At 73.8% G+C, this 16,965-nt stretch carries 19 protein-coding genes; 11 read left to right on the top strand and 8 right to left on the bottom strand.

Annotated elements, in window-relative coordinates:
- Nucleotides 1-53 precede the first annotated feature (53 nt).
- A complete protein-coding gene (locus ACWD0A_RS09770; protein ID WP_451296312.1) occupies nucleotides 54-1,265 on the bottom strand; it encodes an acyl-CoA dehydrogenase family protein in 1,212 nt (403 codons plus the stop codon).
- 95 nt (nucleotides 1,266-1,360) lie between these two features.
- Here ACWD0A_RS09770 and ACWD0A_RS09765 point away from each other — a divergent pair, with 95 nt between their 5' ends.
- Both ACWD0A_RS09765 and ACWD0A_RS09760 read left to right on the top strand, forming a co-directional pair.
- Nucleotides 1,361-2,530, top strand: coding sequence for a thiolase C-terminal domain-containing protein (locus ACWD0A_RS09765; protein ID WP_451296310.1), 1,170 nt, complete (start codon nucleotides 1,361-1,363; stop codon nucleotides 2,528-2,530).
- 78 nt (nucleotides 2,531-2,608) lie between these two features.
- Nucleotides 2,609-3,289: a pyridoxine/pyridoxamine 5'-phosphate oxidase gene (locus ACWD0A_RS09760; protein WP_451296308.1), complete on the top strand. Its 681-nt coding sequence runs from the start codon at nucleotides 2,609-2,611 to the stop codon at nucleotides 3,287-3,289.
- A gap of 3 nt (nucleotides 3,290-3,292) precedes the next feature.
- On the opposite strand, the gene ACWD0A_RS09755 is transcribed toward ACWD0A_RS09760, so the two are convergent.
- The gene (locus tag ACWD0A_RS09755) at nucleotides 3,293-3,691 is read right to left on the bottom strand and encodes a Zn-ribbon domain-containing OB-fold protein (protein ID WP_451296306.1); all 399 of its coding nucleotides are present in this window, start codon (nucleotides 3,689-3,691) and stop codon (nucleotides 3,293-3,295) included.
- Nucleotides 3,688-4,140 carry a DoxX family membrane protein gene (locus ACWD0A_RS09750; protein WP_451296304.1) on the bottom strand — a complete coding sequence of 151 codons (453 nt, stop codon included), beginning with the start codon at nucleotides 4,138-4,140 and terminating at the stop codon, nucleotides 3,688-3,690. The genes ACWD0A_RS09755 and ACWD0A_RS09750 overlap by 4 nt, the downstream gene beginning before the upstream one ends.
- Before the next feature lie 154 nt (nucleotides 4,141-4,294).
- On the opposite strand from ACWD0A_RS09750, the gene ACWD0A_RS09745 reads away from it, so the two are divergent.
- The 7 genes from ACWD0A_RS09745 to ACWD0A_RS09715 all read left to right on the top strand — a co-directional run bounded on the left by ACWD0A_RS09745 (nucleotide 4,295) and on the right by ACWD0A_RS09715 (nucleotide 10,714).
- Nucleotides 4,295-5,476 (top strand): flavin-containing monooxygenase, encoded by a 1,182-nt coding sequence (locus ACWD0A_RS09745; RefSeq protein WP_451296302.1) that lies wholly within the window; start codon nucleotides 4,295-4,297, stop codon nucleotides 5,474-5,476.
- 268 nt (nucleotides 5,477-5,744) lie between these two features.
- Nucleotides 5,745-7,976 (top strand): acetate--CoA ligase family protein, encoded by a 2,232-nt coding sequence (locus tag ACWD0A_RS09740; protein ID WP_451296300.1) that lies wholly within the window; start codon nucleotides 5,745-5,747, stop codon nucleotides 7,974-7,976.
- Nucleotides 7,967-8,767, top strand: a complete 801-nt coding sequence (locus ACWD0A_RS09735) for an enoyl-CoA hydratase/isomerase family protein (RefSeq protein ID WP_451296298.1) — start codon at nucleotides 7,967-7,969, stop codon at nucleotides 8,765-8,767. The genes ACWD0A_RS09740 and ACWD0A_RS09735 overlap by 10 nt, the downstream gene beginning before the upstream one ends.
- 77 nt (nucleotides 8,768-8,844) lie before the next feature.
- Nucleotides 8,845-9,189: a type II toxin-antitoxin system RelE/ParE family toxin gene (locus ACWD0A_RS09730; RefSeq protein ID WP_451296296.1), complete on the top strand. Its 345-nt coding sequence runs from the start codon at nucleotides 8,845-8,847 to the stop codon at nucleotides 9,187-9,189.
- 4 nt (nucleotides 9,190-9,193) lie between these two features.
- Nucleotides 9,194-9,535, top strand: coding sequence for a helix-turn-helix domain-containing protein (locus tag ACWD0A_RS09725; RefSeq protein WP_451296294.1), 342 nt, complete (start codon nucleotides 9,194-9,196; stop codon nucleotides 9,533-9,535).
- 42 nt (nucleotides 9,536-9,577) lie between these two features.
- A complete protein-coding gene (locus tag ACWD0A_RS09720; RefSeq protein ID WP_451296398.1) occupies nucleotides 9,578-10,171 on the top strand; it encodes a flavin reductase family protein in 594 nt (197 codons plus the stop codon).
- Nucleotides 10,172-10,213: 42 nt separating this feature from the next.
- On the top strand, nucleotides 10,214-10,714 hold the full coding sequence (locus ACWD0A_RS09715; protein ID WP_451296292.1) for a DUF1203 domain-containing protein: 501 nt from the start codon (nucleotides 10,214-10,216) through the stop codon (nucleotides 10,712-10,714).
- A 111-nt stretch (nucleotides 10,715-10,825) separates the two neighbouring features.
- Here the strand turns inward: ACWD0A_RS09715 and ACWD0A_RS09710 are convergent, their stop codons facing one another.
- Entirely contained in the window at nucleotides 10,826-12,133 is a 1,308-nt protein-coding gene (locus tag ACWD0A_RS09710; protein WP_451296290.1) for an MFS transporter, read from the bottom strand.
- 71 nt (nucleotides 12,134-12,204) lie between these two features.
- On the opposite strand from ACWD0A_RS09710, the gene ACWD0A_RS09705 reads away from it, so the two are divergent.
- Complete coding sequence (locus ACWD0A_RS09705) at nucleotides 12,205-13,191, top strand: GlxA family transcriptional regulator (protein WP_451296288.1); 987 nt, start codon at nucleotides 12,205-12,207, stop codon at nucleotides 13,189-13,191.
- A gap of 91 nt (nucleotides 13,192-13,282) precedes the next feature.
- On the opposite strand, the gene ACWD0A_RS09700 is transcribed toward ACWD0A_RS09705, so the two are convergent.
- The 3 genes from ACWD0A_RS09700 to ACWD0A_RS09690 are packed head-to-tail and all read right to left on the bottom strand — an operon-like array spanning nucleotide 13,283 to nucleotide 15,387.
- Nucleotides 13,283-14,332, bottom strand: a complete 1,050-nt coding sequence (locus tag ACWD0A_RS09700) for a Zn-dependent alcohol dehydrogenase (protein ID WP_451296286.1) — start codon at nucleotides 14,330-14,332, stop codon at nucleotides 13,283-13,285.
- Entirely contained in the window at nucleotides 14,329-14,460 is a 132-nt protein-coding gene (locus ACWD0A_RS09695) for a hypothetical protein (protein ID WP_451296284.1), read from the bottom strand. Before ACWD0A_RS09695 ends, ACWD0A_RS09700 begins: the two co-directional genes overlap by 4 nt.
- A gap of 12 nt (nucleotides 14,461-14,472) precedes the next feature.
- Nucleotides 14,473-15,387: an SDR family oxidoreductase gene (locus tag ACWD0A_RS09690; RefSeq protein ID WP_451296282.1), complete on the bottom strand. Its 915-nt coding sequence runs from the start codon at nucleotides 15,385-15,387 to the stop codon at nucleotides 14,473-14,475.
- Nucleotides 15,388-15,468: 81 nt separating this feature from the next.
- Between ACWD0A_RS09690 and ACWD0A_RS09685 the strand changes: the two genes are divergently transcribed.
- Nucleotides 15,469-16,395, top strand: coding sequence for a cyclase family protein (locus ACWD0A_RS09685; protein ID WP_451296280.1), 927 nt, complete (start codon nucleotides 15,469-15,471; stop codon nucleotides 16,393-16,395).
- A 17-nt stretch (nucleotides 16,396-16,412) separates the two neighbouring features.
- On the opposite strand, the gene ACWD0A_RS09680 is transcribed toward ACWD0A_RS09685, so the two are convergent.
- Nucleotides 16,413-16,916, bottom strand: coding sequence for an ATP-binding protein (locus ACWD0A_RS09680; RefSeq protein ID WP_451296278.1), 504 nt, complete (start codon nucleotides 16,914-16,916; stop codon nucleotides 16,413-16,415).
- Nucleotides 16,917-16,965 lie beyond the last annotated feature (49 nt).

Genomic DNA, 16,965 nt, shown 5'->3' with positions numbered 1-16,965 from the left:
CGGCGGTCACCCACGAGGTGACCGCCGTCGCGCGTTCTGCCCCCGCTCCCCGCTCACCCGCCGGCCGGGCACGGCGCGAAGAGACCCGCGCGTTCGGCCGCGGCCTCGCGCAGCAGGTGGACCGGCCCGAAGAGCAGCTCGTCGGCCGCCGCCCGCTTGACGTACAGATGCGCCTCGCGCTCCCACGTGAAGCCGATGCCGCCGTGCAGCTGCGCGGCCTCGGCCGCGACCGCGCGCAGCGACTGGAGGCACTGCGCGAGCGCGAGCGGGCCCGCCGCCCGGTCCCGGGCAGCGCAGTACGCCGCCGAGCGGGCTGCCTGGACGTGCACGTACGCGTCGGCCAGCCGGTGCTTGGCCGCCTGGAACGAACCGATCGCCCGCCCGGACCGCTCGCGCATCGTGACGTACCCGACGGTCCGCTCCAGCGCGCTCGCTGCGGCACCCGCCGCCTCGGCCGCCAGCATCACCGCGACCTGCGTTCCGGCCGCCGCGAGCGCGTCCGCCACCGCTGCCGCGTCGTCGGCGCCGAGCAACTCGCCCTCCGCCTCCCTCAGTTCGACACGCGCCTGCGGCCGGGTACCGTCGAGCGCGGCCTGCCGGATCCGGGTCACACCGGCCGCCTCCGGGCGCACCAGGAACAGGAGCGCACGGCTCCGGGCGAAGCCCCCCGTGTGCGCGGCGACCAGCAGCAGGCCGGCGCTGCGGCCGTCGAGGACCTGGGCGGCCTCCCCGTAGAGCAGCCAGCGCCCGTCGCCCACGGGCCGCGCCTGGATGCCTCCCGCGCGCCCTCCCCCGGCCCACTCACCCCGGACCGACGCACCGCACGTCAGGGCGAGCGCGGTGGCGAGGGCGCCGCCGGGGACGGCGAGGGTGCAGGTCAGCGAGCCGTCGGCGATGAGCGGCAGCAGCCGCTGACACTGGCCGGGGGTGCCGAGCGCGTCGATCAGCGGCGCCGCGATCCCCACGGTGGCGGGCAGAGGGGTCGGCAGCAGCACCCGGCCCGTCTCCTCGCAGGCGAGGGCGAGCTCGGTGAGGGTGCGGCCCGCGCCCCCGTACGTGGCGGGCAGCGCGAGGCCGGGCAGGCCGAGGCGGCCGGCGAGCCGCCCCCACAGCTCGGTGTCGTAGCCGGCAGCCGTGCGCACGGCGGACCGGACGTCCTCGGGGGTGGACCGCTCGGCCAGCAGATCGCGCAGGGTGCGGCGGATCCCGTCCTGCTCGGCGGTGAAGGCGGTGAAAGCGGTGAAGTCGAGGGCATCGGCGTCCATCCGGAGCTCCTCCCGCGAACCCGACCTGACGGATTGTCATGTTAGGGCCGACACCATCGGATGCCCAGAGCATGTTCTGATGTACCGTCAGAAACATGCCTTCCCCACCGCGCAAGGCCGCCGTCGTGGGCGTAGCCCTCTCGGACTGCGGACGCGTCGACGGCCCCACCCCCTACACCCTCCACGCCCAGGCCGCGCGGCGCGCGCTCACCGACTCCGGCCTCGACCGGTCCGTCGTCGACGGCCTGTGCTCGGCCGGCCTCGGCACGCTGGCTCCGATCGACGTCGCGGAATACCTGGGCCTGCGCCCGACCTGGGTGGACTCCACGGCGGTCGGCGGCGCGACCTGGGAGGTCATGGCCGCGCACGCGGCGGATGCGATCGCCGCGGGGCACGCGAACGCGGTCCTCCTCGTCTACGGATCGACCGCCCGTGCGGACATCAGGGCGGGCCGCCGGACCTCCAATCTCTCCTTCGGTGCCCGCGGCCCGCTGCAGTTCGAGGTGCCGTACGGGCACACGCTGGTCGCCAAGTACGCGATGGCCGCGCGCCGCCACATGCACCGGTACGGCACGACCCTGGAGCAGCTCGCCGAGGTCGCCGTCCAGGCCCGTGCGAACGCCGGCGCGAACCCGGACGCCATGTTCCGCGACCCGATCACCGTGGACGACGTGCTGGGCGGACCGGTGATCGCGGACCCGTTCACCAAGCTGCACTGCTGCATCCGCAGCGACGGAGGCTGCGCGGTGCTGCTGGCCGCGGAGGAGTACGTGCCGGACACGGCGAAGGAGCCGGTGTGGATCCTCGGCACCGGTGAGCACGTCTCGCACACCACGATGTCGGAGTGGGACGACTTCACCGTCTCGCCGGCGGCGGTGAGCGGCCGGCTCGCCTTCGAACGGGCCGGGGTGCGGCCCGACGAGATCGACATCGCCGAGATCTACGACGCCTTCACGTACATGACGCTGGTGACGCTGGAGGACCTGGGCTTCTGCGCGAAGGGCGAGGGCGGCGCGTTCGTGGAGAAGGGCCGGCTGCTGCGGGACGGGGGGCTTCCGGTGAACACGGACGGCGGCGGGCTGTCGGCGTGCCACCCCGGAATGCGGGGCCTGTTCCTTCTGGTGGAGGCGGTGCGCCAGCTGCGCGGCGAGGCAGGGGCGCACCAGGTCCGCGGCGCGGGAGGCACGGTGCCCCGGCTGGCGGTGGCGTCGGGGACCGGGGGCTGGTTCTGCGCGTCGGGGACGGTGGTGCTGGGGCGGGGGTGAGATGCCCCCCGACCCCCGCGGCGCGGGTCGCCGGACCCGTGGACACGGCCCGCGCCGTGGGGGCGTTGAATGACCCCCATGAGCGACGACCAGACCGCCCGCCAGGAGACGTTCCGGGCCCTCCTGCACGCCCAGCGTGTGTGGGACGTGCCGTCCCTGCCCTCCTTCGGCCCGGACGCGGCACCGGACACACCGCTGGAACTGTTCCACCACTGGTTCGCCGAGGCCGCCGCGGCCGGGCAGCGCGAACCGCACACGATGACGCTCGCGACCGTGGACGACGAGGGCCGCCCCGATCTGCGGACGCTGATGCTGCACGACGCCGACGCGCGCGGCTGGCACTTCGCCTCGCACTCCACGAGTGCCAAGGGCCGGCAGCTCGCCGCCCTTCCGGAGGCCGCGCTCGGCTTCTACTGGGCCACGCAGGGCCGCCAGGTGAGGGTGCGCGGCACGGTCACCACGGGCACGGCGACGGAGGGGCAGGCCGATCTGCACGCCCGCTCGACGGGAGCGCTCGCCGCCGCGCTCACCGGGCGCCAGAGTGAGGTGCTGTCCTCGCGGGCCGAGCTCGCGCGGGCGTCGGAGGCCGCGTGGGAGCGGGCCGAGGCGGAGCCGGACGCGCCTGTGCCGACCTGGACGCTGTACGTGCTCCGGCCGCGCGAGGTCGAGTTCTTCCAGGGGGACGCCCGGCGCAGGCACGTACGGCTGCGCTACCGGCGCACCGAGGACGGCTGGGAGCGGGAGCTGCTCTGGCCTTGACCCTCACGCCGGCCGGAAGACCGGGACCGTGACACCGTCGTCCTCCCCCGTGCGGAACGCCACGACCAGCCGCATTCCGACGGCGAGGTCCGCCGCCGCGCACGCGACGACCTCGGTCATCATCCGCGGCCCTTCGGCGAGTTCCACGACGGCGGCCGTGTACGGGACGCGGTCGCCGAACGGCGGCAGGTCGTTGCGGTGGACGACGGACCAGGTGTGGAGCACGGCCCGCCCGCTCGCCCGCTCCCAGGCGACGTTCTCGCTCCAGCAGTGCGGGCAGAACTCGCGCGGGTAGTGGTGCGCCCTGCCGCAGTCGTCGCAGCGGCGGATCAGCAGGGCCCCGGCCGCGGCCGCGTCCCAGAAGGGGCGGGTGAAGTCGTCGGCTTCGGGGGTGGCGGTCACGGGAGGAGTCCGATCGCGCGGTCGAGGGACCAGGTCTGCCAGGACATGGCGAACAGGGCGACGACGGAGACGAGCGCCATCATGGCGTTCTGCCCCTGTTCCGCCCAGTCGTGGATCATCAGCACGAGATAGAGCAGGTTGAGGAGCAGCCCGCCGACGAGGGCGACCGGGGTGAGCAGGCCCGTCACCAGACCCAGGCCGAGGGCGAGTTCGGCGTACACGACGATGTACGCCATCAGCCTGGGGCGCGGGGCGACCACCTTCTCGAAGCCGGTGCGCACGGCCTGCCAGCGGTGCTCCCGCGCGACGCCGGCGGCCCAGGCGATGCCGGTGCCGCGCTCGAACCAGCCCTTCCGGTCCTTGTGACGCCAGCTCTCCAGCCACCACAGGCCGAGACCGATGCGCAGGACGGCGGCCCATTCGGCGCCGGTGAGCCAGACGGTCCTCATGGCCGGTCACTCTCCCCCAGTGGAATCTGACGATACGTCAGTTGAGCGGATCGGACTGCTGGGCGCAAGACCTCCACAGGCGTGACCCATTCGCAACCGAACAAGGTCTTGACCGAGACCCATCAATAAAACGGAAGTTTTACGCTCACCGTTCATGGCCGTCGAAATGGGCAGGATCAAGGGCATCGACCGCACGGACGACCGGCCCGTCTACGTCGTCGGCGGGGGCCCGGGCGGACTCGCCGCCGCGGCCGCGCTGCGCAAGCGCGGCGTACGGGCCGTGGTGCTGGAGCGGTCCGGTTCCGTCGGCGCCTCCTGGCGCGGCCACTACGACCGGCTGCGCCTGCACACCACCCGCGCCCTGTCCGGACTGCCGGGCCTTGCGATGCCGCGCTCGTTCGGGCGCTGGGTCGCGCGCGACGACGTCATCCGCTACCTGGAGAATTACGCAGAGCACCACGAGCTGGAGATCGTCACGGGGGTCGAGGCGTCCCGCATCGAGCGGGCGGACGCGGGCTGGCTGCTGCGGGCGAGCGGCGGCCGTGAACTGACCGGCCGCGCGGTCGTGGTGGCCACCGGCCACAACCACACCCCGCACCTGCCCGCCTGGCCGGGCCTGGAGGGGTACGGGGACGAGCTGGTCCACGCCTCGCGGTACCGCGACGCCGCGCCCTACGCGGGCAAGGACATCCTGGTCGTGGGCGCGGGCAACACCGGCGCGGAGATCGCGGTCGACCTCGCGGCGGGCGGGGCGGCGCGCGTCCGCCTCGCGATCCGTACGGTCCCGCACATCGTGCCCCGCTCCGTGGCCGGCTGGCCCGCCCAGCGCACGGGCATCCTCGTACGCCGCCTGCCGGCGCTGCTGACGGACCCCGCGACCGCGCTGCTGTGCCGGCTGACCCTGCCCGACCTGGCGGAACACGGTCTGCCGCGCCCGGACACCGGCCTGCACGCGCGGGCGCGGGCCGGCGCGACCCCGGTCCTGGACATGGGGCTGACCGACGCGGTGCGTTCGGGCCGGGTCGAAGTGGTCGCGGCGGTGGAGTCGTTCGACGACCGCAAGGTGGTCCTCGCGGACGGCACCCGGCTGACCGCGGACGCGGTGATCGCGGCGACGGGCTACCGGCGCGGCCTGGAGGGCCTGGTCGGCCATCTCGGCGTACTGGACGCCGCCGGCCGCCCGCTGGTGCGCGGCGGACGCTGCCCGGCGGGGGCGCCCGGCCTGTACTTCACGGGCTTCACGAACCCGATCAGCGGGATGCTGCGGGAGCTGGCGAAGGACGCGGAACGGATCGCGAGAGCGGTGGCCCGCACACACGCCAGGCCGACGGCCTGACCAGCCGGGGCCGGTGGGGGACTGGCCTGCGACCTGCACGCGGAGCCCCGGACCGTTCGACGGCCTGAACACGGCATCGCGGGGCCGGCGCGCGGCCGGGCGCGCGCGTCGTCGCGCATCAGCTGCGACGCCGTGGCGGGGCCGGCGCGGTGGCTCGGCACTCTTTCCGCACGAGCGGTTCCTGACGCTCCGTCAGTTCGCTAACCTGACTGCGCGTCAGTTATGGGGCCAGTCGGCCCGCACCGTCGAGCGGGAGCGGGGACCTGCGATGCTCGGATCAACTCACGGCACCCTCACCTCCGACCTCCGCGCGCGCGTCGTCGCCTGCGGTGAGCAGACCGGGGACGCCGTCCACGAAACCGCCGCCGTCACCGTGGCGCCAGGCGAAACCGACGTCAGCGGACGGCCGTTGTACGCGCCCGTGCCCGACCTCGACCGGTTCTTCCGGCCCGCGTCCGTCGCCGTCGTCGGCGCGTCCGACACCGAGGGCCGCCCGAACGCCGGCATCACCCGCCGGCTCGTCGCGTGGGCCGAGCGCGTCGGGGCACGGCTGCACCCCGTCCACCCGTCGCGCGCGTCCGTCTTCGGGCGCGCCTGCGTGCGGACCGTACGGGATCTGCCCGCGCCGGTCGATCTGGCCGTCCTCCTGGTCTCCGACCCGCTGCCGGTGATCGAGGAGCTGGCCGAGGCCAAGGTGCGGTTCGCCGTGGCCTTCGCGTCCGGATACGCCGAGACGGGCCCCGAGGGCGCGGCCGCCCAGGCGCGGCTCGCCGGGGCCGCCGAGCGGGCCGGCGTCCGGCTGCTCGGGCCCAACACCAACCTCAACGCCTTCGAGCGCTTCCGCGACGACCTCGAAGGACCGACCGTCGCGCTGATCACCCAGTCCGGGCACCAGGGCCGGCCCGTGTTCGCCCTCCAGGAACTCGGCGTACGCCTCTCGCACTGGGCGCCCACCGGGAACGAGGCGGACCTGGAGAGCGCGGACTTCCTCTCGTACTTCGCCGAGCAGCCGGAGGTCGGGGCCATCGCGTGCTACCTGGAGGGGCTGAAGGACGGGCGTTCCTTCCTGCTCGCCGCCGACCGCGCCGCGCGCCGCAAGGTGCCGGTCGTCGCGGTCAAGGTGGGCCGCACCGAGGCGGGCGCGCGCACGGCCGCCTCGCACACCGGCAAGCTCACCGGGACGGACGCGGTGGTGGACGCGGCGATGCGCCAGTACGGAGTGATCCGGGTCGACGGGCTCGACGAACTCCAGGACACCGCCGCCCTGCTGGCGCGTGCCCGCACCCCGCTCGCCGACGGGGTCGCCGTGTACGCGATATCCGGAGGCACGGGCGCGCACTTCGCGGATCTGGCGACGGCCGCGGGGCTGCGCATCCCGCGGCTCTCCGAGGCCCGGCAGGCCGAGCTGCACCAGTGGATACCGCCGTATCTGAACGTGGCGAACCCGGTCGACAACGGCGGCCACCCCGTCGGTGACGAACGGGGCCGGAAGATCATCGACGCGATCCTCGCCGACCCCGCGATCGGGGTGCTGATCTGTCCGATCACCGGCCCGTTCCCGCCGATGAGCGACCGGCTCGCGCAGGACCTGGTGGACGCCGCGGAGACCACGGACAAGCTGGTGTGCGTGGTGTGGGGGTCGCCGGTCGGGACGGAGGAGGCGTACCGGTCGACCCTGCTCGGGTCCTCGCGCGTGGCGACGTTCCGCACGTTCGCCAACTGCATCACGGCCGTACGGGCCCACCTGGCGCACCACCGCTTCACCGCCGGGTACGTCTCGCCGTTCGACGCGGCACCGCGCACCCCCTCCCCGTCCTTCCGCAAGGCGCAGGCGCTGATGCGGCCGGGCGAGCAGCTGAGCGAGCACGCGGCCAAGCAGCTGCTGCGGGCGTACGGGATCCGGGTGCCGCGCGAGCAGCTGGTGACGAGCGCGGCCGCGGCGGTGCGGGCGGCGGGTCTGGTCGGGTACCCGGTCGTGATGAAGGCGTCCGCGCCGCGCCTCGCGCACAAGACCGAGCTGGGCCTGGTCAGGATCGGGCTCACCTCGGCGAGCCAGGTGCGCGAGGCGTACCGGGAGCTGACCGACGTCGCCCGCTACGAGGACATCGGGCTCGACGGGGTGCTGGTGTGCCAGATGGTCGAGCGGGGAGTGGAGATGGTCGTCGGCGTCACCCAGGACGAGGTGTTCGGGCCCACGGTGACGGCGGGGCTGGGGGGCGTGCTGGTGGAGGTGCTGAACGACGTGGCCGTACGCGTCCCTCCGTTCGGCGAGGACCAGGCGCGCGCGATGCTCGCCGAACTGCGCGGCCGTGCGCTGCTGGAGGGGGTGCGCGGCGGGCCGCCGGTGGATGTGGACGCGCTCGTGGAGGTGGTGCTGCGGGTGCAGCGGATGGCGCTCGAACTGGGCGGGGTGCTGTCCGAGCTGGACATCAATCCGCTGATGGTCCTGCCGCGGGGCCAGGGCGCGGTGGCGCTGGACGCGCTGGCGGTGTGCCGGTGACGCCGGACGTGCTGCACGCGTGCGGCGACGGCGTCTCGTGGATCACGCTGAACCGGCCCGAGGCGATGAACGCGGTGACCTGGGAGCAGCGGGAGCGGATCATCGGCCTGCTGGCCTCGGCGTCCGAGGATCCGGCCGTACGGGCCGTGGTGCTGACGGCCACGGGGCGGGGCTTCTGCGCGGGGGCGGACCTGCGCGGCCCGTCGGCCGCGACGGCCGGCGACCGGCTGCCGGGCGACGTGGCCCGGATGATCCGGCTGGGCGCGCAGCGGCTGATCGGGGCCGTACTGGACTGCGAGAAGCCGGTGATCGCGGCGGTGAACGGGACGGCGGCCGGTATCGGGGCGCATCTGGCGTTCGCGTGCGACCTGGTGCTGGCGTCACAGGGCGCGCGCTTCGTCGAGGTGTTCGTCCGGCGGGGGCTCGTGCCCGACGGCGGCGGGGCCTACCTCCTCCCCCGCCTGATCGGCCCGCAGCGCACGAAGGAGCTGATGTTCTTCGGCGACGCGCTCCCGGCGCACGACGCGGAACGCCTCGGCCTGGTGAACCGGGTGGTCCCGGCGGACGCCCTTCAGCAGACGGCCCGCACCTGGGCGAACCGCCTGGCTTCGGGCCCGACGCGGGCGCTGGCCCTGACGAAGCAGCTGGTGAACGCCTCCCTGGACTCGGACCGGGCGACGTCGTTCGCGGCGGAGGCGTGGGCCCAGGAGATCACCATGACGACGCGGGACGCGGCGGAGGGCGTGACGAGCTTCAGGGAGCGGCGGACGCCGGGGTTCGAGGGCCGGTAGGGACGGGCCCGGCACGATCGAGTGAACGGGAGGCGATCACCTGCTGCCCGCGCTAGCCTGCTCATAACGTCCTTGTTATGACGTGGGGAGAAGTCGAGCTCGAGCCGGAGGTGGAGAAGTGGTTCCTCGGACTGAGCCAGCAGCATCGCGGTACGGCCGCGTTCTACGTGGACCTGCTCGCGCGGCAGGGCGTCCTGCTGGGCGAACGGTGCACCAGACAGCTGAGCGGCAAGCTCAGAGAGCTGCGCTCCCACCTCGACAGCGAGTCGATCCGCATCACGTACTGGATCGCGCGGGGGCGCAGAATCATCCTGCTCACGGTCTTCCGCAAGCAGCGCATGCGGGAGTCCGGCGAGGTCGAGCGGGCACTTCGCGCCATGCGTGCCTGCGTGGCGGAGGAGCACACGGCGGATGAGGAGTGACGGGATGAACGACCGGCGATCGTGGGCCGAACTGCGGGACGAGGTCGTCGCGAATCCGGAGGCCCGTGAAGCGTACGAGGCGGCTCGTATCCGCTTCGAACTGGGCCGCGAAGTGCGGCAGCGCAGGGAGGCCCTCGGAATGACTCAGGCCCAGCTCGCCCAGGCCGCCGGGCTTCAGCAGCCCGCTGTGGCGCGCTTCGAGGCCGGTGGCACCATGCCGACTCTGCCCTTGCTCGAACGGCTCGCGGCGGCACTGGGAGCACGGCTCAGTGTGGCGTTCGAGCCCCTCGACCGAGCCAGCCGAGGCGGGTCACCCCTGGACAAGGCCACCGATGTTCCTATCTGACGCTTCGTCAGGTTCAATGGAAGCATGATGGGACACGCGGCCATGGCCGCCACCGCCGTCCGCTACCTCCGGTCCGTCGGGGCCGCGACCGCCTCGCCCGGGGCGTACGAGGTGACGCCGCGGCCGCGGTTGCGGGCCGTCGGGGAGGACGAGCGGGCCGGCGTCGACGGACGTGAGTTCCGGCGGGTGCTCGGGAGCTTCGCGAGCGGCGTCACCGTCGTCACGACGCGCGACGCGGACGGGCCCGCCGGGTTCGCGTGCCAGTCCTTCGCCTCGCTGTCGCTCGACCCGCCGCTCGTCGTCTTCATGGTCGGGCGCACCTCCACGACCTGGCCGCGCATCGCCCGCGCCGGGGTCTTCTGCGTCAACGTCCTCGCCGAGAACCAGGGGGCGCTGTGCCGGGGCTTCGCGGTGAGCGGCGCCGACAAGTTCGCGGGCGTCGGACACGGTCCCGCCCCGGTGACCGGGTCCCCGCTGCTGGACGGAGTGGCGGCGTGGATCGACTGCACGGTCCAGGCCGTCCACACCGGTGGAGACCACCTCGTCGTGGTGGGCCGGGTCGAGGCCCTGGACGCCCGGGACGACGCCATGCCGCTGTTGTTCCACCGGGGGCGGTTCGGGCGGCTCGACGTCTGAATCCCGCCGGAGGACGGGCGGGCCGCGCCCGATGCTGGTCGCATGGACATCGGCTACGAGGCTCTCGCCATCGCCCCCGTCGTACTGAAGCAGCTGCGCGAGCGCGACGACGGCGGGCTCGTCCCGCGCCCGTACACCGACCCGGAGGGCGGCGCCCCGCTGCGCTGCTGCCTGCGGCACAGCGAGGCCGGGGAGCGCATCGCCCTCGTCGCGTACGCGCCGCTGCGCCGCTGGGCGGCCGCGACGGGTGCCGAGCCGGGCCCGTACGACGAGGTCGGGCCCGTCTTCGTGCACGCCGAGGAGTGTGCGGGGCAGACGTCCGGCCCCGGCTACCCGGCCGAACTGCACGGCGCGCGCCGGGTGTTGCGCGCCTACGGCGCCGACGGGCGCATCCTCGGCGGCACGCTCGTCGAGGTGCCCAGGGAGCGGGCCGCCGAGGTGGACGGCATGCTGCGGGACGTGTTCGCCGACCCGGCCGTGGCGCTGGTCCACGTGCGCGCCGTGGAGTTCGGCTGCTTCCTGGTCGAGGTCCGCCGCCGCTGAGCGGACGCCGTCACCAGCCCGGGCGCGGATCACGCCGCTCGGGCGGGGTCTGCTCCGGCACGGGCCGGCCCGTGTCCGTGCGCAGCAGGTACCCGGGGTCCGGCGGGGTTTCTACGCGGCCGCCGGCGTCACCTTCGGCAGCGGCCTGCGGCGGATGACGAGGGCCATCAGCGCCGCCGCCGCGCACAGCGCGCCCGAGGCGTACCAGACCACGTCGTACGAGCCGAACACGTCGCGCGCCACACCCCCGGCGAACGCCACCACCGCCGCGCCCACCTGGTGGGAGGCGAGGACCCAGCCGAAGACGATCGCGCTGTCCTCGCCGTAGTGCTCGCGGCACAGGGCGATGGTCGGCGGAACCGTGGCCACCCAGTCCAGGCCGTAGAAGACGATGAAGAAGATCATCGGCGGCTGCACGGACGGCGCCAGCAGCATCGGCAGGAAAAGGAGCGAGACGCCGCGCAGCGCGTAGTAGACCGCGAGCAGCCGGCGCGCCTCGAAGCGGTCCGTGAACCAGCCGGACGCGATGGTGCCGACGACGTCGAAGACGCCGATGACGGCGAGCAGCGACGCGGCCGCCGTGATCGGCATGCCGTGGTCGTGGGCCGCGGGCACGAAGTGGGTCTTGACCAGGCCGTTCGTCGAGGCGCCGCAGATCGCGAAAGTGCCGGCGAGCAGCCAGAACGGGCCGGTGCGAGCCGCCTTGAACAGGACGGTGAGCGCGCGGCGGGCCGCGCCGGGCACGGGGTCGGGCTTGGGCGTGAAGCCCTCGGCGCCGTATGCCGCGAGGCCCACGTCGGCCGGGTGGTCGCGCAGCAGCAGCCATACGAACGGGACGACGGCGAGCGCCGCGAGCGCGACGGTGACCGCTGCGGGCCGCCACTCGTGGTGCTCCACCAGCCAGGACAGCAGGGGCAGGAAGACGAGCTGCCCGGACGCGCCCGCCGCGGTGAGGATGCCGGTGACCAGGCCCCGGCGCTTGACGAACCAGCGGTTGGTGACGGTCGCGGCGAACGCGAGCGCCATCGAGCCGGAGCCGAGGCCGACGAGGATGCCCCAGTACAGGACGAGCTGCCACGGCGCGGTCATCCACACCGTGAGGACGGAGCCCGCCGCGATCACGGAGAGGGCGACCGCGACGACCCGGCGGATACCGAACCGGTCCATGAGCGCCGCGGCGAACGGCGCGGTGAGCCCGTACAGCGCGAGGTTCACCGAGACGGCGAACCCGATCGTCCCGCGCGACCAGTCGAACTCCGCGTGCAGCGGCTCGATCAGCAGGCCCGGCAAGGAGGCGAAGGCGGCGGCGCCGATGATCGTCACGAAGGTGACGGCGGCGACGAACCACGCGCGGTGGACACGAGGAGGACGGCGAAGGGGCTGCTGGGAACCGGTGTGCGGGACGGTTGTCTGGGTCACGTCACACAGCTTCGGCGTTCGTACCGCGCACAACGAGTGGCCCGAAGGACAGCATTCGCTAGGATCGGGCCATGACCGAGGTGAGAAGGCATCGGGTGGTGGTCCTGGCGCTGACCGGGCTGCTCCCCTTCGAGCTGGGCATTCCGCACCGCATCTTCGGCCGCGCCAAGGACGCCGAGGGCCGTCTCCTGTACGAGATCCTCACGTGCGCTCTCACCGCGGGCCCGGTCCGGACGGACGCCGACTTCGCGGTGACCGTCGAGCACGGCCCCGAGGTGCTGGCCACCGCCGACACGGTCGTGGTCCCCGCCTCGTACGAGCTCGGGCCCGTCTACGAGGAGGGACGCCTCACCGACGAGCTGGCCGCGGCCCTCGCGTACATCCGGCCGGGCACCCGCATGGTCTCGATCTGCACCGGCGGCTACGTCCTCGCCGCGGCGGGCTACCTCGACGGCCGGCCCGCCACCACGCACTGGTCGTCGGCCGAGCACTTCCAGCGGCTGTTCCCGTCCGTACGGGTCGACGCCGACGTCCTGTTCATCGACGACGGGGACGTGCTCACCTCCGCGGGCGTCGCGGCCGGGATCGACCTGTGCCTGCACATCGTGCGCCGCGACCACGGCACGGCCGTCGCCAACGAGGTCGCGCGCGGCACGGTGGTCCCGCCGCACCGGGACGGCGGCCAGGCCCAGTTCATCCACCGCCCCCTCCCCGAACCGCAGATGGCGACCACCACGGCGGCCCGCGCCTGGGCGCTCGCCCGCCTCCACGAGCCGATCCAGCTGCGCGACATGGCCGCGCAGGAGTCGATGTCCGTACGGACCTTCACGCGGCGCTTCCGCGAGGAGGCCGGCGTCAGCCCCGGCCAGTGGATCACCCAGCAGCGCGTGGAGCGGGCCCGGCACCTGCTGGAGTCCACGGACCTGTCGGTGGACCAGGTGGCGCGGGACGCGGGCTTCGGCACGGCCCAGTCGATGCGCCAGCACCTGCAGTCGGCGCTGGGGGTGCCTCCGACGGTCTACCGCCGGACGTTCCGCGCGGCGGCGGGGAGCAACTGACCGTTCTCTCCGCCGGGTTCGGCGCCCGCCGCCGGGCGGCGCCTGTGCGGTGTACGGCGGGGGCGCGGCACACGGCGGGAGCGCGTCCGGCTCAGAAGGTCAGCACCCCGCGTGCCACCCGCCCGTGGTGCGCGTCGTCCGCCGCCTTCGCGAAATCCTCGACCGAGTAGGTCTCGGTGACGAGTTCGTCGAGCAGCAGCTCGCCCCGCCGGTACAGCTCCGCGTAGAGCGCGATGTCGTGCTGCGGCCGCGACGACCCGTAACGGCAGCCGAGGACCGACTTGTCCAGGAACAGCGACGCCGGCAGGAACGTGGCCTCCGCCGCGGGTGGGGTCATGCCCAGCAGGACCGCCTGCCCGCGCCGGTCGAGGAGGTCGATCGCCTGCCTGACCAGCGCGGGGCTCCCGACGCACTCGAAGACGTGGTCGGCGCCGGCCGGCAGGACGTCCCGCACGGCGCCGGCGGAGGTGAGGAAGTCCGTCGCGCCGAACCTGCGTGCCATGGCCTCCTTCGCCGGGTTGGCGTCGACCGCGACGATCGCGGACGCGCCCGCGATACGAGCGCCCTGGACGACATTGAGCCCGATGCCGCCGGCGCCGATCACGACGACGGTCTCGCCGCGTCCGGTCCCGGCCCGGTTCAGTACGGCGCCGACGCCGGTGAGGACCGCGCAGCCGATGAGCGCGGCGGAGGTGAGGGGGATGTCGGCGGGGATCCTCACCGCCTGCACGGCCTTGACGACCGTGCGCTCGGCGAAGGCGGAGTTGGCGGCGAACTGGAACACCGGCGTGCCGCCGCGCGAGAACGGCCGGCCGGGGCGGCCGATCGCCCGCCGGCACATGGTCGGGCGTCCGCGGTCGCAGTCGGCGCACGTCCCGCAGTTCGCGAGGGTCGACAGGCAGACATGGTCGCCAGGCGCCACATGGCCGACACCGGGGCCGACCGCCTCGACGATCCCCGCGCCCTCGTGGCCGAGGACGACGGGGGAAGGGAAGGGGATCGTTCCGTCGATCACCGACAGGTCGCTGTGGCACAGCCCGGCGGCGGCGATCGCGACGAGGACCTCGCCGGGACCCGGCTCGCGTACCTCCAGATCGTCGACGACCTGCGCCCGCGTGCCGTCGAACACCACGCCTCTCATGGCCTCGGCTCCTTGGGAAGGCCGAGCAGGCGCTCGGCGATGCGGGTGCGCCGGATCTCGTCCGAGCCGCCGTGGACGGTGCCGGCGGCCCGGAAGGCGGGGTCACTGCTGACGACGTGGACGTTCATGGGGTGCTCCTGTCACGCGTTCGGGCGGGCGCCCTGGGCCGCCGCTGCGGACATGGCGGCGACATGCGACAGCAGCGGCATCGGGTCCGTGCCCACCGTGCCCGGGAGGGTGCGGGCGATGCGTTCCGGCGTCCAGGCGCCGCCCTCCGCGTACGCCGCGCGGAGTTCCCTCGGCTGGGCCCAGACCGCGATCTTGGGGCCCGCCACCGTGTACACCTGGCCCGTGACGCCCTCCGCGTGCGCGGCGTCGGAGAGCAGGTAGACCACGAACGCCGCCACGTCCTCCGGGTCGCCGATCTCGGCGAGTTCCACGGGGACGTTCGCCGACATGCGGGTGCGGGCGACGGGGGCCACTGCGTTCGCCGTGACGCCGTACTTGTGGAGGCCGAGCGCCGCGCTGCGGACCAGCGAGATGACGCCGCCCTTCGCCGCCGCGTAGTTGGCCTGGGACACCGATCCCTGGTGGTTGCCGCTGGTGAAGCCGATCAGCGTGCCCGCTCCCTGCCGCCGCATCACCGCGGACGCCGCCCGGAAGACGGTGAACGTGCCCTTGAGATGGGTGGCGACGACCGGGTCCCACTCCTCCTCGGTCATGTTGAACAGCATCCGCTCGCGCAGGATCCCTGCCACGCACACGACCCCGTCGAGCCGCCCGTACCGCTCCAGCGCGACGTCGACGACCCGCTGCCCGCCCGCCATCGTGGAGATGTCGTCGGCGACCGCGACCGCGTCGCCGCCCGCCGCCTCGATCTCCTTGACGACGCCGGCCGCGATCTCGCTCGTCGGTTCGCCACCCGCGACGGAGACGCCGTAGTCGTTGACGACGACCTTCGCGCCCTCGGCCGCGGCGGCGCGGGCGACCGCGCGGCCGATGCCGCGTCCCGCGCCGGTCACGGCAACCACCTTGCCTGCCAAGAAGTTCCCCACACCGGCCCCTTCCCGAGGAATCTGACGACCCGTTAGATTCTTGGCCCGTCGGACAGCCGAGCACAAGCCCCAGGAGGCGCCATGTCCCTGCCGGCCGAGTTCCACGAGATCGCCAAACGCGTCAACAACTGGGGACGGTGGGGGGCCGACGACGAGATCGGCACACTGAACCTGATCACCCCGGCCGCCGTGCGGGACGCCGCCGCCACCGTCACACAGGGGCTGCGCGTCCCGCTCGCGCTCCCGCTCCGGCAGGACGGCGTCCAGACCGGCGTCATTCCGGGGCGCGTCAACCCCCTGCACACCATGGTGCAGATCAACCAGGAGCTTTTCGGCCCCGGCACAGTCGCCACCAGCGACGACGTGGTGACGATGGGGCTGCAGTGCGCGACGCACTGGGACGCGCTCCCGCACGCCTCGCACTCGGGCGTGCTCTACAACGGCCGCCCCGCCGCCTCCATCACCCCCCACGGCGGCGCCGGCTTCAGCGGCATCGGCACCGTCCCGCCGGTCGTGTCACGGGGCGTCCTGCTGGACGTGGCCCGCGCGAAGGGCGTGGACGCGCTGCCCGGCGACCACGCCGTCACGCCCGAGGACCTGGACGAGGCCGCGGAGTTCGGCGGGGTCACGGTCCGGTCCGGTGACATCGTCCTCGTACGAACCGGGCAGATGCGACGCCTGCTGGAGGGGGACAGGCACGGCTACGGCCATCCCTCGCCCGGCCTGTCCGTCCGAACCCCCGAGTGGTTCCACGCCCGTGACGTCGCGGCCGTCGCCAACGACACGCTCGCCTTCGAGATCTTCCCGCCGGAGATCGAGGGCCTCTGGCTGCCCGTGCACGCGCTCCACCTGGTCGAGATGGGCCTGCTCCAGGGTCAGAACTGGAACCTGGAGGAGCTGAGCGCGACCTGCGCGGAGCAGGGGCGTCACGCCTTCCTGCTGTGCGCCATGCCGGAACCGTTCGTCGGCGGAACCGGCACGCCCGTCGCTCCGGTGGCCGTGCTCTAGACGGCGGGCGTCAGACGTCAGGCACCGCGCGCCGTCGCGCGCAGCGTGCCGTACGACTCGATCCCGTACGCCACCTCGTGCACGCGCGGCCCCGTGTGCGGCGCCTCCCGTACGGGACCGGGACATCGGTCCACCTCGCACCAGATGGACTTGCCCGCGCCCTCCGCACGCCAGCCCCAGCGATCCGCGAGCCCGTCGACGAGTTCGAGCCCGCGGCCGTTCGTGTCCTCGCCCTCCGCGCGCCGGCGCAGGGGCGGGCAGGCGCTGCTGTCGGCGACCTCGACCCGCACGGTCCCCACCTCCGCAGGACTCCCGCCGAACAGCATCCGCAGCACCGCCGGACACCCCGTGTGCACCACGGCGTTGGTCACGAGCTCCGAGATCAGCAGGATCAACGTCTCGGCCAGCGCCTCGTCGTCACCCACCCCTGACCGCACGAGGCGAGAACGGGCCCACCTGCGCGCCCGCCCCACCTCCGCGGGATCGGGCCCGACCTCCAACTGCACCTGAAGCACCTGCACCGCTCACACCATCCGAACCGGCGGACACATCGCCTTGCGCCTCACAGTC

Source organism: Streptomyces sp. NPDC002867 (genome assembly GCF_053591895.1).
Note: the sequence above shows the minus strand (reverse complement) of the source record. Positions and strands in the feature narration are given on the sequence as shown.

What these genes read in the sequence shown, in the direction of transcription:
- ACWD0A_RS09760 (WP_451296308.1), top strand. Translation starts at nt 2,609, where the DNA reads ATGAGCGACGACCAGACCGCCCGCCAGGAGACGTTCCGGGCCCTCCTG.
- ACWD0A_RS09750 (WP_451296304.1), bottom strand. Translation starts at nt 4,140, where the DNA reads ATGAGGACCGTCTGGCTCACCGGCGCCGAATGGGCCGCCGTCCTGCGC.
- ACWD0A_RS09715 (WP_451296292.1), top strand. Translation starts at nt 10,214, where the DNA reads ATGGACATCGGCTACGAGGCTCTCGCCATCGCCCCCGTCGTACTGAAG.
- ACWD0A_RS09695 (WP_451296284.1), bottom strand. Translation starts at nt 14,460, where the DNA reads ATGAACGTCCACGTCGTCAGCAGTGACCCCGCCTTCCGGGCCGCCGGC.
- ACWD0A_RS09745 (WP_451296302.1), top strand. Translation starts at nt 4,295, where the DNA reads ATGGCCGTCGAAATGGGCAGGATCAAGGGCATCGACCGCACGGACGAC.
- ACWD0A_RS09740 (WP_451296300.1), top strand. Translation starts at nt 5,745, where the DNA reads ATGCTCGGATCAACTCACGGCACCCTCACCTCCGACCTCCGCGCGCGC.
- ACWD0A_RS09770 (WP_451296312.1), bottom strand. Translation starts at nt 1,265, where the DNA reads ATGGACGCCGATGCCCTCGACTTCACCGCTTTCACCGCCTTCACCGCC.
- ACWD0A_RS09700 (WP_451296286.1), bottom strand. Translation starts at nt 14,332, where the DNA reads ATGAGAGGCGTGGTGTTCGACGGCACGCGGGCGCAGGTCGTCGACGAT.
- ACWD0A_RS09730 (WP_451296296.1), top strand. Translation starts at nt 8,845, where the DNA reads ATGACGTGGGGAGAAGTCGAGCTCGAGCCGGAGGTGGAGAAGTGGTTC.
- ACWD0A_RS09705 (WP_451296288.1), top strand. Translation starts at nt 12,205, where the DNA reads ATGACCGAGGTGAGAAGGCATCGGGTGGTGGTCCTGGCGCTGACCGGG.
- ACWD0A_RS09725 (WP_451296294.1), top strand. Translation starts at nt 9,194, where the DNA reads ATGAACGACCGGCGATCGTGGGCCGAACTGCGGGACGAGGTCGTCGCG.
- ACWD0A_RS09720 (WP_451296398.1), top strand. Translation starts at nt 9,578, where the DNA reads ATGGCCGCCACCGCCGTCCGCTACCTCCGGTCCGTCGGGGCCGCGACC.
- ACWD0A_RS09765 (WP_451296310.1), top strand. Translation starts at nt 1,361, where the DNA reads ATGCCTTCCCCACCGCGCAAGGCCGCCGTCGTGGGCGTAGCCCTCTCG.
- ACWD0A_RS09685 (WP_451296280.1), top strand. Translation starts at nt 15,469, where the DNA reads ATGTCCCTGCCGGCCGAGTTCCACGAGATCGCCAAACGCGTCAACAAC.